General features: G+C 62.7%; 16 protein-coding genes. 3 read left to right on the forward strand and 13 right to left on the reverse strand.

Annotated features, from left to right (window positions below; all coding sequences use genetic code 11):
- Window positions 1-86 precede the first annotated feature (86 nt).
- From E8M79_RS10760 to E8M79_RS10785, 6 genes are all read right to left on the reverse strand, one after another.
- A complete protein-coding gene (locus E8M79_RS10760; protein WP_137151899.1) occupies window positions 87-1,037 on the reverse strand; it encodes a Tim44 domain-containing protein in 951 nt (316 codons plus the stop codon).
- A 119-nt stretch (window positions 1,038-1,156) separates the two neighbouring features.
- Window positions 1,157-1,807: a hypothetical protein gene (locus E8M79_RS10765; protein WP_137151900.1), complete on the reverse strand. Its 651-nt coding sequence runs from the start codon at window positions 1,805-1,807 to the stop codon at window positions 1,157-1,159.
- Window positions 1,808-2,001: 194 nt separating this feature from the next.
- Window positions 2,002-2,391, reverse strand: a complete 390-nt coding sequence (locus E8M79_RS10770; RefSeq protein WP_137151901.1) for an HNH endonuclease signature motif containing protein — start codon at window positions 2,389-2,391, stop codon at window positions 2,002-2,004.
- 401 nt (window positions 2,392-2,792) lie between these two features.
- Window positions 2,793-3,800, reverse strand: coding sequence for a nucleotidyltransferase domain-containing protein (locus tag E8M79_RS10775; RefSeq protein ID WP_137151902.1), 1,008 nt, complete (start codon window positions 3,798-3,800; stop codon window positions 2,793-2,795).
- Window positions 3,801-4,373, reverse strand: coding sequence for a 3'-5' exoribonuclease (locus E8M79_RS10780; protein WP_248304971.1), 573 nt, complete (start codon window positions 4,371-4,373; stop codon window positions 3,801-3,803).
- A 119-nt stretch (window positions 4,374-4,492) separates the two neighbouring features.
- The gene (locus tag E8M79_RS10785; RefSeq protein WP_137151903.1) at window positions 4,493-8,203 is read right to left on the reverse strand and encodes a vitamin B12-dependent ribonucleotide reductase; all 3,711 of its coding nucleotides are present in this window, start codon (window positions 8,201-8,203) and stop codon (window positions 4,493-4,495) included.
- 771 nt (window positions 8,204-8,974) lie between these two features.
- On the opposite strand from E8M79_RS10785, the gene E8M79_RS10790 reads away from it, so the two are divergent.
- The 3 genes from E8M79_RS10790 (at window position 8,975) to E8M79_RS10800 (ending at window position 10,395) form a co-directional block, all read left to right on the forward strand.
- Complete coding sequence (locus E8M79_RS10790; protein WP_137153347.1) at window positions 8,975-9,358, forward strand: NADH:ubiquinone oxidoreductase subunit NDUFA12; 384 nt, start codon at window positions 8,975-8,977, stop codon at window positions 9,356-9,358.
- A gap of 46 nt (window positions 9,359-9,404) precedes the next feature.
- Entirely contained in the window at window positions 9,405-9,800 is a 396-nt protein-coding gene (locus tag E8M79_RS10795; RefSeq protein ID WP_248305058.1) for a DUF2155 domain-containing protein, read from the forward strand.
- A gap of 97 nt (window positions 9,801-9,897) precedes the next feature.
- Window positions 9,898-10,395 carry a GyrI-like domain-containing protein gene (locus E8M79_RS10800; protein ID WP_171015824.1) on the forward strand — a complete coding sequence of 166 codons (498 nt, stop codon included), beginning with the start codon at window positions 9,898-9,900 and terminating at the stop codon, window positions 10,393-10,395.
- A gap of 141 nt (window positions 10,396-10,536) precedes the next feature.
- Here E8M79_RS10800 and lexA read toward each other — a convergent pair whose 3' ends face one another.
- The 7 genes from lexA to trpE form a co-directional block, all read right to left on the reverse strand.
- Window positions 10,537-11,250, reverse strand: a complete 714-nt coding sequence (gene lexA, locus E8M79_RS10805; RefSeq protein ID WP_137151905.1) for a transcriptional repressor LexA — start codon at window positions 11,248-11,250, stop codon at window positions 10,537-10,539.
- Window positions 11,251-11,357: 107 nt separating this feature from the next.
- Window positions 11,358-12,560, reverse strand: a complete 1,203-nt coding sequence (gene glp, locus E8M79_RS10810; protein WP_137151906.1) for a gephyrin-like molybdotransferase Glp — start codon at window positions 12,558-12,560, stop codon at window positions 11,358-11,360.
- Window positions 12,557-13,048, reverse strand: coding sequence for a cyclic pyranopterin monophosphate synthase MoaC (moaC, locus tag E8M79_RS10815; RefSeq protein WP_137151907.1), 492 nt, complete (start codon window positions 13,046-13,048; stop codon window positions 12,557-12,559). Before moaC ends, glp begins: the two co-directional genes overlap by 4 nt.
- Window positions 13,048-13,860 (reverse strand): indole-3-glycerol phosphate synthase TrpC, encoded by an 813-nt coding sequence (trpC, locus tag E8M79_RS10820; protein ID WP_137151908.1) that lies wholly within the window; start codon window positions 13,858-13,860, stop codon window positions 13,048-13,050. Before trpC ends, moaC begins: the two co-directional genes overlap by 1 nt.
- Window positions 13,857-14,876 (reverse strand): anthranilate phosphoribosyltransferase, encoded by a 1,020-nt coding sequence (trpD, locus tag E8M79_RS10825; protein WP_137151909.1) that lies wholly within the window; start codon window positions 14,874-14,876, stop codon window positions 13,857-13,859. The genes trpC and trpD overlap by 4 nt, the downstream gene beginning before the upstream one ends.
- Window positions 14,876-15,475, reverse strand: coding sequence for an aminodeoxychorismate/anthranilate synthase component II (locus E8M79_RS10830; RefSeq protein WP_137151910.1), 600 nt, complete (start codon window positions 15,473-15,475; stop codon window positions 14,876-14,878). The genes trpD and E8M79_RS10830 overlap by 1 nt, the downstream gene beginning before the upstream one ends.
- An 80-nt stretch (window positions 15,476-15,555) precedes the next feature.
- On the reverse strand, window positions 15,556-17,064 hold the full coding sequence (gene trpE, locus E8M79_RS10835) for an anthranilate synthase component I (RefSeq protein WP_137151911.1): 1,509 nt from the start codon (window positions 17,062-17,064) through the stop codon (window positions 15,556-15,558).
- Window positions 17,065-17,089: the final 25 nt, after the last annotated feature.

Consider the following 17,089-nt stretch of genomic DNA (forward strand, 5'->3'; position numbering starts at 1 on the left):
CCCTGAGCGGCGCCGGGCCACGGCAGAGTGCCGCCCGCAATGCGGGTGTCATGGATTGGACGAACCCCGAGACGGCAACCGCGTCCCTAGGCCTGCTGAATTGCCGACAGCTTCCAGTCGCGCCCGGTCTGGCGCACGAAGGTCCAGAGTTCCGTGGTCTGGGTCGCCGTATCGGCATCGCCATCCACTACCCTCTGGCTGGCCCGATCGCGCGTCACGTCGATCGACTCGTAGCGCATGGCGACCGTGGCATATTCGGTCTGCCCTTCACGCCAGCTTTCCGCGACATCGCCCTGCAACAGCGTCACCGCCGAAACCTCGTTCTTGACGCCACGGCTGGCGTTTTCCCCGAGTTCCTCGGACAGATACGACATCATCTCGGGCGTCGTCAGGCGACGCAGCGTGCCATAGTCCTCAGCGCCAAACGCGGTCTGAACCTGGGTCAGCATCAGCTGGAACTGATCAAGATCGCCTGGCGTGACCGGCAGTTCATCGGGACTGCGGGGGCGTTGCGCAGCAGCGGGCTTCCGGCCCGGATTGCCAAGCCCGGCCGCGCCAAACTGGCCGCCATAACCGCGGGCGTTCCCCGAAGGCGCTCCACCCACACTGGCCTGTTGTGGCCGCGCGAAACGGCGGAACAGCAAGTTGGCGATCCAGCCGATAATCGCAAGCTGAATGAGCATGGCGAAGATCCCGCCGAAGCCGCCAAAGCCGCCGCCAAACATCATGCCGAGCAGACCGCCGAACATCAGGCCCCCCAGCAAGCCGCCAAAGCCGCCAAAGGCCCCACGCGGCTGCTGGCCGGCCGGGGTGGCCGGGCGCGCCTGTTGCTGCTGCGCCGGCGTCATGGTGCGTTGCACCGGCGCCGTCACAGTGGGCGCGGTATTGGTGGCAGGCACCGAATTGAACGTGCGTGTGCCACGGCCGCCGAAACTGCCACCGCGCCGCGCTTCGGCCTGATCAACGGAGATCATCGATATCGCCATGACAAGCGTGGCAAACAGACTAGCAAGGCGAAAGCGCTTGGAGGTGAACATAGGTCCTTGGGTTCCGACACGAAAAGCGGTGACGCCTGATATGGGATGGCGCCGGCCGGATGTGTAGAGCCCACCGCGCAGACGGGGATGATTTTTGGCAGCGGCCGCGCGTTCGATGGTCAGTCGTCCTGATCATCCAGCCAGTCATGGTCGGCCAGCCAGGGCAGCCATATTTCCACGCCGGCCTCAATTCTGAAGAGCAGCGGCACGACACCGTTCTGTTCGTATTCGTGCTGCGCAGCAGCATAGGCAAAGGACAGCGCATGGCCAAGGCTGCCAGCAGAGGCCTGCAGCCTTCCGTTGTTTTCGATGCGCCAGTTTCTCGGCTCTGGACGAATAACCAAGCGGACGGGCGACCAAGGCAAGAGTGTCACAGGCCCAGCGGCAAGCCTCTGAACAGCGTCTTCAAGCCGCTCGGGGCTGTCGACATAAAGCACGTCATAGTCAACGCAATCGAACCGGCTCGGCTGACCATGTTGCATGGCCTGGGCGGGTTCCTCACAGCAGATGACGCTGAACCGCTCGGGGACCCGGAGTGGCTTTCCCAGGCTTGCGGGGCCAACCGGATAGATGATCACGACACGGCGGTGGCCATCTCTGTGGGCGGAAATCTCACCGCGAACCGGCTTACCCTTGCTGAGTTCGCTCATCACCTCTGGTGTTACCAACGGCATGTCCGGTTCCTGTTCCTTGTGGATGCACTTTTCCAATGTCCGCAGACTAGCCGGAGACGGCTGGCCGCGCTGTGTCGCCCGGAACAGCCAGCGCAAGACGACGACCAGAGCTGACGGACGGGCTGCGACCGCTCAAATCACGGGGCCTTCTCGTTCTGCGCGGCGATTTGACCACGGGCGCCGGGAACCGGCCGACGCGACAGGGCCGGACGAGCCTGCGCGCGAGGCAGGGCAGGGCCGGACGCTACGCAGGCCCGGCCGGGCATGATCCTGGGGGCGGCGTGCAGCGGTCAGACCGGAAAACCGTCAACCCCGCCGGCCTGTGCCGCGATCACCAGCCGCGCCAGCGCCGGCTGCGCCGTGCTGCCGGAGCGCGACATGACAACGCCCCCCTTGGGATTGAACCAGTTCCCCCTGGCGAGCCGCTGCCGGACATAGTCCTGATAGGCTTGGGGCGACAGCGGGGTCTTTGAGGTGTGCCGCCGCGTGTTGCAGAGCCAGCAGGCAGCAACGATGTTGTCCGCCACATCCTCGCCACCGTCACATTGCGCCAGCAGATGCTCAGCGGTGCGCCTGTTGGACCGCTTGTCACTCGCCGCGGACATGGGTCGGCCACAATACCAGCAGAGCCCACCCTGGCGGTGAAAAGCCTCGTCCCGGAGTTTTTTGACCTGCGACATGGGGAACCTTGGGCGGCGGACAGGCTAGAAGCGGGGCGGAAGGAATAGTCTCGGCGCTTTGGCGCGGTGCTGATTGTAGCACGGGCAGCCGGTCTTTGCGGGGATGTCGAGGAATGCGGGGATCGGGAGGGGCAGGGGTTTTCACCCAACCCATCCCCAACCCCGATGTCATCCCCGCGAAAGCGGGGGCCCATCCCGAGATCGGACCACAGCCGCAAGGTGGCCGCGACTTGCTCTGCGATGCCGCTCGGGGCGCGATCTCAGGATGGGTCCCGGCTCAAGGCCGGGATGACACCGTGGGTGTGGCGAGATTGGTGAAAGTCGATGCACCGCCACTCCAGAACACTACTTTCAGGCTCGGGCGACGCGCGTTAATTTAGGAAACTATGCAAGAAGATCAACTAAACAACCAACATTCTGTGCATTTTGCTACCTTGGCCAATCAGGTTTATTGAGGCAAAAATAGAGTCCGCAAATTCATATGAGCCTCTTAGCAACTCGTCTCTCTTCTCTGGGTGATCGAATTTCAGAAGCAAGTTGCTGATTGGCTCGTCTGTAACTTCGAGAAAGCTGTTGTATTGATCGACTATTTTTGAGAGCGGGTCGGATGCGACCTTAGCGCTTCCTATCAAGTTTTGAATCCGCTCGATCGGCGTCATCAAGCAAATCGCCCTCATATCTGAAGGCGATACGGTGCCATTTGAATTGTATGTATACAGAATCTGAAGGAGCGCAGAGTAGCACGTCAGAAGGCGGCTAAACTTCAGTTTGTAGTTCTTTACGCGGCGTTTGAGTTTCTTCTCATGAGGAGTTGTCTCTGTTCTTGCCTCATAATTTACGCAAAAAGTACGCCAGAGCCGCAAAATGTCATTGGACAAAAAGGCTGGTGCAAAATCATTCTTGTGATCGCCGTAGTCTCGCCAGTACGAGGCTATTATCTCATCTATAGCTTTATTGAAAACTTCAGCGCCACTTAGGGGGCGTCCCTCCAGAAGCATTAATAGGCGGGCTGTGAATGTGTTTGAGGCATCATCCTCAGGCTTCCCCAACGTTCCAATCAACTGTGACACTGAATAGTGTGCCAAATACTGCCCGTCGGCATCAAATTCCTTTAGGCCTAGTGAGCGACAAGCAGAAATAAGGTCGGCTTTGATGCATATTTCGTCTAGACGTGAAAGTTCACTTTCAAGTATTTTGTTGGGTGGGGAGATCTTGTCTTCGGACGATTTATCCAGACCTACGATAAATATGTCTAGATCGCTATGCTCACTTGCCTCCAAACGGCCATAAGAACCTGTCGCGCAAATGCACGCTTTCCCGTCTGCGTATCTCTTTGCATCTGCTATCTTGCCGTCGATTAGTAAGTACTTCTCTTCAGAGAAGGCCCTTCGATCAATTATTCCTGCCAATTAATTCCCCCTCCAGCTAAATATATTGGCAAAAACCTCTGCCTGCTCAATTGCGTCGTCAAGTGCATGGTGCGTGTGAGCCCGATTGGAACGAACGAAATCGGGCAGTTTAGAGCGGCTTGACGTGGAAAGCGTGCGCCCGGTTTTTACTGAGACCGCAGTTTTGATGTCGAATCCGCGCGAGTATTCGAACGGCGAACCATTTCTAGAAAACCTAACAAAGTACCAATATAGCCAAGTCCAATCAAACCCAAGAGGGTAGGCCACAAGTACGGGGTTGCCGTTGCCTGAAAGGCGCCGTACCCAGTCAGCTAGTTCCGTCATCACGTAGTTGGGATCGCCGCCAGTTAACATTAGTTTTTGTCGATCAAGACCATTGACCGCTAAGGCCTCGGGCTGAAAGTCCGGCGATATCGGCCTGAGTTCCCGATATATGTGGTGATCGTACGAAACTGGCCGAACAAATTTGGCGCCATCATATGTTCCAGCAAACACCAGTGCGACAGACAGCATCGAATAGGGCCCGGGAATTGGCCCATCCGTTTCCACGTCTGCCGAAAAGTATACGTCCAAACCTGCCTCCGTTGCCACATTGTGGCATAGCAATAGCGGTACATAAAAATCAGTCGAGGTGCCAGCTTGCTGGCACCTCGACGTTCATTCCAATCGCGTAAAGAGTGTACGCGCTTCCCTCAGCTACAACCCGTCGTCGTGCCGCACGTATCGCACTTCAGGCACGTGCCGTTCCGGACCATCGTGAAATTATGGCACTCGGTGCACTGGTCGCCGGTGTAGCCCTTCATCTGGGCTTCGGCGCGCAGGAGCCCCGTGTCCTTGGACGGCGGCGGGCTGGGGATCGGGTTCAGTTCCGCCGGCGCGAAGGCCGAGGGGCTGAGCTGGGTGTCGACCTTGAGCGCGGTGGCCGTCTTGAGGGCGGTCACGGTCGAGGTCTGCATCGCCTGCACGGGGTTATACTGGTGATCGCCCGAGACGATCATCAGGCTCTTGTTGGTGACGCGACCACGGGTCATGCCACGCGACACGAAGCGATCGGCCTGCATGGGGGCTGCCGGGGCCGGAGCGGCACGACCGCCCTTGCTCTCGTCATTGCCCTTGCCCAGCGAAGTCGGGCTTTCCGGGTTCACATGGGCCAGGTCGTCGCGGTCCAGATAGGAAACGGCCAGTTCGCGGAACACATAGTCGAGGATTGAGGTGGCGTTCTTGATCCGGTCATTGCCCATCACCATGCCGGCGGGCTCGAAGCGGGTGAAGGTGAAGGCCTCCACATACTCGTCCAGCGGCACGCCATATTGCAGGCCCAGCGAGATGGCGATGGCGAAATTGTTCATCATCGCGCGGAAGGCGGCGCCTTCCTTGTGCATGTCGATGAAGATCTCGCCCAGGCGACCATCGTCATATTCGCCGGTGCGCAGATAGACCTTGTGGCCACCGACCACGGCCTTCTGGGTATAGCCCTTGCGGCGATCGGGCATCTTTTCGCGGTCGCGCACGACCGTTTCGACGATGCGCTCGACAATGCGTTCGGCGACATGGGGCACGCGGGCGGCAGCCGACAGGGCAGCCAGTTCCTCGGCCGCATCATCCTCATCGTCATCGGCCGCGGCCAGGACGGAGGAATTGAGCGGCTGGCTGAGCTTACTGCCATCGCGATAGAGGGCGTTGGCTTTGAGGGCCAGGCGCCAGCTCATCATATAGGCTTCCTTGGCGTCTTCCACCGTCGCATCATTGGGCATGTTGATGGTCTTGGAGATGGCGCCCGAGATGAACGGCTGGGCCGCCGCCATCATCAGGATGTGGCTTTCGATCGACAGCGAACGCTTGCCGATCTTGCCGCAGGGAGCGGCACAGTCGAACACCGGCAGGTGCTCGGCCTTGAGGTGCGGCGCGCCTTCGAGCGTCATGGCGCCACAGACGTGGATATTGGCGGCCTCGACGTCCTTCTTGGAAAAGCCCAGGAAGCTCAGCAGGTCAAAGCTGAAGTCATTGAGCTGCGCATCGGTTACGCCCAGGCTCTTGAGGAAATCGGCACCCAGCGTCCACTGGTTGAAGATGAACTTGATGTCAAAGGCCGAGGCGGTCGCGGCGTTGAGCGCGGCGATCTTGTCGTCGGTAAAGCCCTTGGCGCGCAGGGTCGAGGGGTTGATGCCCGGCGCCTGGTTGAGATTGCCATGGCCGACCGCATAGGCCTCCATCTCGGCAATGTCGCCTTCCGAATAGCCCAGGGTGCGCAGGGCCGGCGGCACGGCGCGGTTGATGATCTTGAAGTAGCCGCCACCGGCCAGCTTCTTGAACTTGACCAGGGCGAAATCGGGCTCGATGCCGGTGGTGTCGCAATCCATCACCAGGCCGATGGTGCCGGTGGGGGCGATAACCGAAACCTGGGCGTTACGGAAGCCATGCTTCTCGCCGAGCGCCAGGGCATTGTCCCAGGCCAGCTTGGCGCGTTCGCTGAGGGCCGCATCGATCAGATTGGCATGGTCCAGCGGCACCGGCGTGATGGAGAGGCCTTCATAGCCGGTCGCATTGCCATGGGCGGCGTTGCGATGGTTGCGGATGACGCGCAGCATGTGCTTGGCGTTGCGCTTGTAGTCCTTGAACGGGCCCAGTTCCTTGGCCATTTCGGCCGAGGTGGCATAGGAGACGCCGGTCATGATGGCGGTGACGGCGCCAGCGATGGCGCGGCCTTCCACCGAGTCATAGGGAATGCCCGAGGTCATCAGGAACCCGCCGATATTGGCATAGCCAATGCCCAGCGTGCGATATTCGAACGAGCGCTCGGCAATCGCCTTGGACGGGAACTGCGCCATCATCACCGAGACTTCGAGCACGATGGTCCACAGACGGACGGTGTGCTCATAGGCGGCGGTGTCAAAGCTGCCATCGGTATTGCGATAGGGCAGCAGGTTCACCGACGCCAGATTGCAGGCGGTGTCATCAAGGAACATATATTCCGAGCAGGGGTTCGATGCATTGATCGGACCGGCTTCGGGGGAGGTGTGCCACTCATTGATGGTGGTGTGATACTGGATGCCGGGATCGGCCGAGGCCCAGGCGGCATAGCCCACCTGTTCCCAGAGGTCGCGGGCCTTGAGCGTCTTGGTCACCTTGCCCGAGGAGCGGGCCTTGAGCTGCCAGTCGCTGTCGCCCTCAACGGCGCGCAGGAAATCGTCGGTGACGCGCACCGAATTGTTCGAGTTCTGGCCGGAGACGGTGAGATAGGCTTCGCTGTCCCAATCGGTGTCGTAGACCGGGAATTCGATATCGGTATAGCCCTGCTTGGCGAACTGGATGACGCGGAAAATGTAGTTCTCCGGCACCAGGGCCTTCTTGGCGGCGCGCACTTCGCGCTTGAGGGCAGGGTTCTTGGCCACGTCGAAGCAATCGTCGCCCGAACCGTCGCAGTTCACGGCGGCCTTCATAATGGCCTTGAGGTGCTTGGAGACCACCTTGGAGCCGGTGACCAGCGCGGCCACCTTCTGCTCTTCCTTGACCTTCCAGTTGATATATTCCTCGACATCGGGGTGATCGATGTCCAGCACCACCATCTTGGCGGCGCGGCGGGTGGTGCCGCCCGACTTGATGGCGCCGGCAGCACGGTCGCCGATCTTGAGGAAGCTCATCAGGCCGCTCGACTTGCCGCCGCCCGACAGACGCTCGCCCGAGCCGCGCAGGGCCGAGAAATTGGTGCCCGTGCCCGAGCCATATTTGAACAGGCGCGCTTCGCGGACCCACAGGTCCATGATGCCGTTCTCATTGACCAGATCGTCATTGACCGACTGGATGAAGCAGGCATGCGGCTGCGGATGCTCGTAGGAGCTCTTCGAGCTCACCAGCTTGTGGGTGAAGGGGTCGACATAGAAATGGCCCTGGCCGGGGCCATCAATGCCATAGGCCCAGTGCAGGCCCGTGTTGAACCACTGCGGGCTGTTGGGCGCCACGCGCTGGGTGGCCAGCATGAAGGCGAGCTCGTCGCGGAAGGCGAGGGCATCTTCCTCGCTGTCGAAATAGCCGCCCTTCCAGCCCCAATAGGTCCAGGTGCCGGCCAGGCGATCAAACACCTGGCGGCTGTCCATTTCCGAACCAAAGCGCTCTGCTTCGGGCAGCTTGGCCAGGGCAGCCTCATCGGGGACCGAGCGCCACAGCCAGCTGGGGACAGAATTCTCCTCAACCTTCTTGAGCACCTTGGCGACGCCGGCCTTGCGGAAATACTTCTGCGCAATGATGTCAGCGGCAACCTGGCTCCAGGTCGACGGAATCGCGATGTCTTCGAGCTTGAAGACCACCGAGCCATCCGGATTGCGGATCTCGCTGGTGGCCGAGCGGAAGTCGATGCCGCTGTAGCGATCCTGGTTGGCTGTCGTGAACCGGCGTTCAATGCGCATAGTCGTCTTAGTCCCCAATGTAGCGGGCACACGAAGGCCCGCGAGCCGAAAACCGGCTTCTCATCCAAATCTGTGTTGACGCGTCACCAACCGAACCCGTGGCCGGGTCCGAAAAACTTGCCTGTGCCCATGCCTGGTGCCGGTCTGGTGCCAACGCTCTCAGCAGGGGTCTTTTGCCCGCGGCGGGAGGCGCTGCGGACGATCAAAAACATCTGCCGATTCAAATCCAGCGTCAACGCAAGAAATCACAAGGTGTAGTGGTCGGGCCGGGTCGCATGACAACGTCTAGTAGGCTCAATATGTGGATAGTGGGGACAAATGGCAAGGAAAACCGGGTCTTGATCGGGCCGGTTCAGGCGGGGTTTGATGTCACATCTTCGTCACATGAACTTGCCGAGAAACCCCCGCTAAGGCCCCGCGAATCCTGACCTTCCGGCCACGACGGCGCGGCGTTAGGATGATGTTCACCATGCCGGAAGACAGGCAGAATCGCTGCCCGGAAAAGCTGTCAAGCGCAGATATTTTGGCAACAATGTGGTTGGCATGGACCCACCAGGCACACACCAGAGCTTGTGTGTGGCGGACCCGGTGGCCCCATAGCGCTCGTATGGGGCAGGGGACGGCGGTCACCCTGCGCAGTGGGCCTGCCGGACCCCGCAAAAACACCATCAAACCCCTCCGGCAACACTAGGCTGTGCCACCGACCCATGGTACACCCGGCCTAGCGCATCCCTCGACGACGACGGAATCGAAGAATTGGCCAAATCCGGTATCAAGCAGTTCCTGACAGAAATCTTCTCCTGGTGGGGCGGACAGACATGGGGAACCCGTCTGTGGATCTGGCGCTTTGGCGACTATGTCGGCAGCGATGAATTCGGCAACAAATACTACCAGGATCGCAAGGCGGACCGCCGCTATGTGACCTATGCCGGCTATGCCGACGCTTCCACCATTGGCGAAGGCTGGCATGGCTGGATGCACCACCGCACCGATGTGGTGCCCACCAAGGCCAATTATGTCGCCAAGAGCTGGCAGCTTCCGCATGAAGCCAATCTGACCGGCACGGCAGCCGCCTACCGTCCCGATGGCAGCCTGCTCAGCAAGGGCGAGCGCCCGCGCGTGACCGGCGACTACACCGCCTGGTCGCCCGAATAAGGCCGGCGCCTTGCGCCACCGATCCATTGTGACCCGCATGCGCGCCATGCTGGGGCAGCTTGCGGCCCTGGCATTGCTGGCGTTTGCGCCGCAGGTCCAGGCGCAGCCGATTGCCAATCCGGTGGCGACCTTTGCCGGGCTGGACAAGATCACCGGTCGAATCACCCGTTTTGACGTCTATATCGGCGAAACCGTGCTGTTCGGCGCGCTCGAGCTGACGCCGCGCGCCTGCTACAACCGCGCCGCCACCGAGACGCAGCGCACCTCGGCCTTTCTCGAGGTGGACCAGCGCAGCCTCAATGGCGCCTCCAAGCGCATCTTTACCGGCTGGATGTTCGCCGACAGCCCGGCGCTGCATGCCATTGACCACGCGATCTATGATGTGTGGCTGATCGAGTGCAAGACCAGCACCGACGTGCCGCCGCCCGAGGCGCGCCAGTGAGCGCCTGAAGTTTCGGCGCCGCGTGTCGAAACCGGCCGGGCCGGATCGTCTTGTCACCATGCCGATGCAGTGCATCGCCCTTGGAGAGGAGAACAGAGTGCCCACCATTCCCCAGATTGAGGCCAGACCGGCCAAATCCTATGCTTTCATCGCCTATTCGGTGCCGATGAGTGCCGTCGCCAAGCCGGCGGACGAGGGCTTTCCGGCCCTGTTTGCCTGGCTGGGGCAGCACGGCATCGCTCCGGTCGGCGCGCCCTTCTTCAACTACCGCCGCATCGACATGACCGGCACGCTCGATATCGAGGCCGGGGTGGCGGTGAGCCGGCTGGGCGAGGCCAGTGGCCCGATCCAATTCGGCACGCTGCCGGCCGGCAAGTTTGTCACCACAACCCACACCGGACCCTATGACCAGCTCTATGACGCCACAGCCATGCTGATCGGCTGGGCCAAGGAGCGCGGCATTGCCTGGGATGTGACGGAGGCGGCCGATGGCGACCACTTCGCCTGCCGGCTGGAGATCTATGAAACCGACCCGTCCGACGTTCCCGACCCGGCCAACTGGGTCACCCGGCTGGAGATCAAGACAGCAGACTAGCAGCGCGAAGAGCAGCGCCGGAGCAGAGGGGCCAGACACAAAAAAGCGCGGCGATGGCCGCGCTTCTCATCCAGGCCAGCATCCGCCAGCCGGTGTCTATGTGTCTATCCCGAGCCCGGCGCCGATGCGCCGCCGCTGGGATCAGTACTTGCGCAACAGACCCACGAGGCGTCCCTGCACCTTGACGCGATCGGGCGGAAAGATGCGGGTCTCATAGGCCGGATTGGCCGCTTCCAGCGCCACGGTATTGCCCTTGCGGCGCAGGCGCTTGAGCGTGGCTTCTTCATCATCCACCAGAGCCACGATGATTTCGCCGGTGCTGGCCTGGTCCTGCTTTTTGATCAGCACGGTGTCGCCATCGAAAATGCCGGCGTCGATCATCGAGTCGCCGCGCACTTCGAGCGCATAATGCTCGCCACTGCCCAGCATTTCGGGCGGCACCATGATGGTGTGCGAATGGTTCTGGATCGCCTCGATGGGCGTACCGGCCGCGATGCGGCCCATGACCGGCACCGAGATGGGGCGGGCATAATCTTCGGCAGCCGACATGCGCGACGGCGGGCTCGCCACCTTGCCCAGATTGCCCTCGATGACCGATGGCTCAAAGCGCGCCTTGCGGCCGCCGAGCGAGGGGTTCATGGAATCGGGGAGCTTGACCACTTCGAGCGCGCGGGCCCGGTTGGGCAGTCGGCGGATGAAGCCGCGTTCCTCAAGGGCCGTGATCAGCCGGTGAATGCCCGATTTGGACGCCAGATCGAGCGCATCCTTCATCTCGTCGAACGACGGCGGAATACCGCTCTCCTTCATCCGCTCGTGGATGAACATCAGCAGCTCGTGTTGTTTGCGCGTGAGCATGGGCCCCTCGGGGAGAGAATCGGAACATAGACAGAACGACTATACGTGTTCCAGTTATGTTCTGCAATATCCCCGCAAAATCCAGCCCTTGACGTTGGGCTGGATGCTCAGAACGCGTCGATCACCACGGTCTCGACAAGCGCGCCGACCGGCTGCCCGGGATCATGCTCGGGCTGCACGATCAGGAGCTCGGCCGCGGCCAGCGACGAGGTATGGCCGCTGTCGGTCTGGCTGATGGGCAGAGCCATCGGGCCCGTGGCTGTATGGACCAGCTGGGCGCGCATGAAATGGCGCCGGGCGGTGTTGGCCGTGGTCGGGCCGGCCAGCGGCAGATGCCAGACCGGCTGCGGCGCAAGGCCCAGCCAGGCGCGCAGGGCTGGCTTGATGAAGGCAATGGCGGTGACCATGGCCGAAACCGGATTGCCCGGCAGGCCAAACACCAGCGTCTTGCCGCGGGTGCCGAACATCAGCGGCTTGCCCGGGCGCATATTGATGCGCCAGAAATCGAGCGTCACGCCGAGTTCGAGCAGAATTTCCTGGACGATATCATGCTCGCCCACGCTGGCGCCGCCGGTGGTGATGACCACATCGGGCTGCGTGGCAAAGATCGCTTCGAGCTTGGCGCGCAACTGGGCGCGGTCGTCGCGGGCGATGCCATGGTCGGCAATGGTCTCGGCATAGGGGGCCAGAAGCGGCGCGAGGCCAAAACTGTTGGAGGCAATGATCTGGTCGGGCCCCAATACGGCGCCGGGCAGTTCGAGCTCGTCGCCTGTGGCCAAAAGAGCCAGGCGCGGCCGCCGCGCTACGACCAGCTCGGGCGCATTTGCGGCGGCGGCGACAGCCAGCTGCATGGCGGTGAGCCGGACGCCAGGATCGAGCAGGCGCTGACCCCGGGCAAAATCGCTGCCCAGCGGCCGCACGCTGCGGCCGGGCTGCGGCTGGCTGGAGAAGCGCACGAGGTCGCCCTCGGCCACGGCCTCTTCCTGCATGATGACGGCATCGGCACCGGCGGGCAGGGGCGCGCCGGTGAAGATGCGCACGGTTTCCCCCGCGCCGACCTGGCCAGCAAAGCCGGCGCCAGCCTGCGCCATGCCGATGCGGCGCAGCGCATGGCCGGGCACGATATCGGCGGCGCGCACGGCATAGCCATCCATGGCACTGGCGGGAAACGGCGGCTGATCATGCCCGGCGCGCAGCGGCGCAAAGAGGACGCGGCCGGCGGCCGCGGCCAGCGGCACGGCCTCGCCTGTTGGCACAGGCACCCGCGCCAGAATGGCGGCAATGGCGTCTTCGACGGGGAGCAGGCTCATGGCGCAGCGGGCTCGTCGCGCTGGAAATCACCCGATTTGCCGCCGGATTTGGCCAGCAGGCACAGATCGGTAATGACCATGGCGCGGTCGATGGCCTTGGCCATGTCATAAAGGGTCAGCGCGGCAGTGGAGGCCGCGACCAGGGCCTCCATTTCCACCCCGGTCTGCCCGGTCGTCTCGGCTGTCGCTTCGATGCGGATGGTGTCGTCGCCCTGCGCAGAAATGTCGACGCTGACCTTGGTCAGCGCGATGGGGTGGCAGAGCGGGATCAGCTCGGCGGTCTTTTTGGCACCCATGATGCCGGCAATGCGGGCAACGGCCAGGGCGTCGCCCTTCTTGAGCCCGCCGCCCATGATGGTGGCAATGGTGGCCGGCTGGCCGACCAGCAGCGCCTGGGCCACGGCCCGGCGATGGGTAACCGCCTTGTCACCGATGTCGACGATGCGGGCTTCGCCCTTCTCGTTGAGATGGGTCAGCCCGCCGGCCATCAGCGGGCGGCCTGCGGCGTGCCCATGAGCAGCGCGCGGGTGGCCGCGGCCACATCGTCATGCCGCATCAGGCTTTCACCCACCAGGAACGTGCCAATGCCGGCCTCGGAATCGAGCCGCACCAGATCGGCATGGCCGCCGATGCCGCTTTCGCTGACCAGCAGCGTCCCCTTGGGCACGCCCACGGCCAGGTTGATCGAGGTCTGCAGCGTCGTCTCGAAGGTACGCAGATTGCGGTTGTTGATGCCGATGAAGCCAGCGCCCAGCGCCAGGGCGCGGTCGAGCTCGAGCTGGTTATGCACCTCGACCAGGGCATCCATCTTCCACTCTTCGGCGGCGTCGAGCAGATAGCGCGCCACGTCATCGCCCACGGCATCGAGAATGATCAGAATGCAGTCGGCGCCCCAGGCGCGGGCTTCGGCGACCTGATAGGTCTCGAACAAAAAGTCCTTGCGCAGCACCGGAAGCTGCGTCGCCGCACGGGCTTCGATCAGATAGCTGGGCGAGCCCTGAAAGCTCGGCCGGTCGGTGAGCACCGAGAGACAGGCCGCGCCGGCCATTTCATAGCTGCGGGCTATCTCGGCCGGGTTGAAATCGGCGCGGATCAGGCCCTTGGAGGGGCTGGCCTTCTTCACCTCGGCAATCAGGGCATATTGGCCGGCGGCGCGCTTGGCCTTGATGGCCTTGACGAAACCGCGCGGCGCGGGCTGGTCATGGGCCTGTGCCACCACCTCGGCCCAGGGCCGCATGGCCTTGGCCGCCGCGATTTCCTCGCGCTTGTAGAGCTCGATCTGCTTGAGAATATCGGTCATGCCTGTCGTCCGTTCGATACCGCCACGAGCCGGGCGAGTGTGTCCTTGGCCTTGCCGGTGTCGATCACGTCCCGCGCCATGGCAATGCCGTCGTCAATTGTGGTCACCTTGTCGGCCACCAGGAGCGCCGCGCCGGCATTGAGCAGCACGATGTCGCGGTAGGCGCTGGGCTTGCCATCGAGCAGGGCGTGCATCGCAACAGCGTTATCCGCCGGGTCGCCGCCGCGCAGATCGTCCAGCGTTGCCCGCGGCAGGCCAAACTGCTCGGGTGTGATTTCAAAGGTGGTCAGGCTCCCGCCCTCGATCTGGGCGACATGGGTCGGCCCCGTCGTGGTGATTTCATCCAGCCCGTCGCTACCATGCACAACCCAGGCCTTGATGGCGCGATTGGCGAGCAGCGCTGCCGCCACCGGCTCGACCCAGCGCTCATCATAGACGCCCAGCAGATAGCGGCGAACGCCAGCTGGATTGGACTGAGGGCCAAGGAGGTTGAACAGCGTTCGCGTGCCGAGCTCGGCGCGCGAGGGGCCGACATGGCGCATGGCCGGGTGATGGCTGGGCGCAAACATGAAGCCGATGCCGGCGCTGCCAACGCAGGCGCCGATCTCGACCGGGGTGAGGTCAAGCTTGACGCCCAGGGCCTCAAGCACCTGCGAGGCGCCGGACTTGGACGACAGCGCGCGATTGCCATGCTTGGCCACCGGAACGCCTGAGGCTGCCACGACAATGGCGCTGGCCGTGGAGATATTGAGCGTACCAGCGCCGTCACCACCGGTGCCAACGATGTCGATGGCCCCCTCGGGCGCGGTCACCGGCACCATTTGTTCACGCAGGATAGAAACGGCGGCAGCGATCTCCACCACAGTCTCACCCTTGACGCGCATGCCCATCAGGAAGGCGCCAATCTGGCTGGGGGTCGCTTCGCCGGCCATGATGATGCGCATGACGCCGCGCATTTCCTCGCCGGTCAGATCGCGACCTTCGGCGATCTTGCTCAGGGCTTGCTTGATGTCCATCACGCGGCTCGCTTGAGGTTGAAGTCGCGGGCAATGTCGAGGAAGTTCTGCAGGAGAGCGTGGCCGTTCTCGCTGGCGATGCTCTCGGGATGGAACTGCACGCCATGGACGGGCAGGGTCTTGTGCTGCATGCCCATGATCAGCCCGTCATCGGTGGTGGCGGTGACTTCGAGCACATCGGGCAGGCTTTCGCGGCGCACGAGCAGCGAGTGATAGCGCGTGGCCTCAAAATCATTGTTGAGGCCACGGAACAGGCCCTTGCCGGTGTGGTGGATCTTGGAGGTCTTGCCATGCACCAGATGGGGCGCGCGGATCACTTCGCCGCCCAGCGCCTGGCCCATGGCCTGATGACCCAGGCACACGCCGAGCATGGGGATCTCGCCCTTGAAGCGTTCGATGGCCGCCAGGCAGATGCCGGCCTCATTGGGCGTGCAGGGGCCGGGCGACAGCACAATGGCCTCGGGCGCCACGGCGGCGATCTCATCGAGCGTGATCTTGTCGTTGCGCACGACGGTGATGTCGGCACCCAGTTCGCCCAGGAAATGCACGAGATTGTAGGTAAAGCTGTCGTAATTATCGATGACGAGGGTCTTGGTCATTGGGCCTGTCCCTGAAAATTGGCTCTGCTGCTGCGTTCAGAACCAGCGCCGCCATCGCGATTGAAACTTGCCTGCCACACTCATTGCCCGATCCTCGCCTCGCCAGCATAGCGTAGCGCTTCCTCGGCGGCGCTGAAAAGGGCGCGGGCCTTGTTTTCGCATTCCATCTGCTCGAGTTCGGGCACGCTGTCGGCGACAATGCCGGCGCCGGCCTGCACATGCAGCTTACCATCCTTGAGGATGGCGGTGCGCAGCACGATACAAGTGTCCATGGTGCCATCGGCGCCGAAATAGCCGACGCAGCCGCCATAGATGCCGCGGCGCGACTTTTCCAGCTCGTCGATGATCTCCATGGCTCGCACTTTGGGCGCGCCCGAGACGGTGCCGGCGGGAAAGCCCGCCGAAAGCGCGTCAACGAAGTCATATTTGGGATCGAGCACGCCCACCACATTGGAGACGATGTGCATGACGTGGGAGTAGTATTCGAGGAAGAACTTGTCGGTGACCTTGACCGTGCCGGTCTTGGCGACGCGGCCGACGTCATTGCGGCCCAGATCGAGCAGCATCAGATGCTCGGCCAGTTCCTTGGGGTCGCTGAGCAGTTCTGCCGCCAGCTCCTGATCGCGCGTCGGGGTGGCGCCGCGCTTGCGGGTGCCGGCGATCGGCCGGATGGTGACTTCGCCATCCTGCACCCGCACCAGGATTTCCGGGCTCGAACCGGCCACGGCAAAGCCGCCGAAATCGAGGAAATACATGTAGGGGCTGGGATTGGTGCGGCGCAGCGCGCGATAGAGCGCGGTGGGCGGCAGGCTGAAATCGGCCGAGAAGCGCTGGCTCAGCACCACCTGGAAAATGTCCCCGGCCGTGATGTACTCCTTGGCCCGCGCCACCATGGCGAAATACTCGTCCCTGGAGGTATTGCTGGTGACCGCAATGGTTTCGAGGTCGGGCAGGACAGGGGTGGTCGGCATGGCGCGGCCGAGCCGGTCGATAGCGTCGTCAATGCGGCCCTGGGCGGCCTCATAGGCCTGGCGGGCCGAAACGCCCGACCGCACATAGACCGGCGCGGTCAGATAGAGCTCGTCCTTAAGCGTATCGAAGATGGCCAGCAGCGAGGGACGCATCAGCACCGCCTCGGGCGTATCGATGTCCGTCGGATTGCTGTCGGGCAGCACTTCCATATAGCGGACCATCTCATAGCCCAGATAGCCATAGACGCCGGCGGACTGCGGCGGCAGGCCGGGCGGCACTTCGATGGCGCTGTCGGCCACCAGATGGCGCAGGGCATCGAGCGGCAACGCGGGCAGGGGCTCGAAACCGGTGTCGCTGAGCTGGGCATTGCGATTGATGCTGGCGGTGCCCCCCTCGACCTTGAGGATCACATCTGGCAATAGGCCAATGATCGAGTAGCGGCCCCGCACGGCGGCATCCTGCACCGACTCAAGCAGGAAGGTGTTCTTCCGGCCCTGCGCCAGCTTGAGATAGGTGCCAACGGGCGTCTCGAGGTCGGCCACGATGCGACGCCAGACGATCTGCGACTTCCCGGCATCATATTGCGCGCAGAAGTGCTGAAAATCGACGTCGACCATCGTGTTCATATCCGGTTTGGGGTTG

Source organism: Devosia sp. FKR38, assembly GCF_005222805.1.
Lineage (GTDB): Bacteria > Pseudomonadota > Alphaproteobacteria > Rhizobiales > Devosiaceae > Devosia.

Bases quoted from the DNA above. Each gene is read 5' to 3' on its own strand.
- E8M79_RS10795 (WP_248305058.1), top strand. From the start codon at position 9,405: ATGCTGGGGCAGCTTGCGGCCCTGGCATTGCTGGCGTTTGCGCCGCAG.
- E8M79_RS10760 (WP_137151899.1), bottom strand. From the start codon at position 1,037: ATGTTCACCTCCAAGCGCTTTCGCCTTGCTAGTCTGTTTGCCACGCTT.
- glp (WP_137151906.1), bottom strand. From the start codon at position 12,560: ATGAGCCTGCTCCCCGTCGAAGACGCCATTGCCGCCATTCTGGCGCGG.
- trpD (WP_137151909.1), bottom strand. From the start codon at position 14,876: ATGGACATCAAGCAAGCCCTGAGCAAGATCGCCGAAGGTCGCGATCTG.
- trpE (WP_137151911.1), bottom strand. From the start codon at position 17,064: ATGGTCGACGTCGATTTTCAGCACTTCTGCGCGCAATATGATGCCGGG.
- trpC (WP_137151908.1), bottom strand. From the start codon at position 13,860: ATGACCGATATTCTCAAGCAGATCGAGCTCTACAAGCGCGAGGAAATC.
- lexA (WP_137151905.1), bottom strand. From the start codon at position 11,250: ATGCTCACGCGCAAACAACACGAGCTGCTGATGTTCATCCACGAGCGG.
- E8M79_RS10830 (WP_137151910.1), bottom strand. From the start codon at position 15,475: ATGACCAAGACCCTCGTCATCGATAATTACGACAGCTTTACCTACAAT.
- moaC (WP_137151907.1), bottom strand. From the start codon at position 13,048: ATGGCCGGCGGGCTGACCCATCTCAACGAGAAGGGCGAAGCCCGCATC.
- E8M79_RS10785 (WP_137151903.1), bottom strand. From the start codon at position 8,203: ATGCGCATTGAACGCCGGTTCACGACAGCCAACCAGGATCGCTACAGC.
- E8M79_RS10770 (WP_137151901.1), bottom strand. From the start codon at position 2,391: ATGTCGCAGGTCAAAAAACTCCGGGACGAGGCTTTTCACCGCCAGGGT.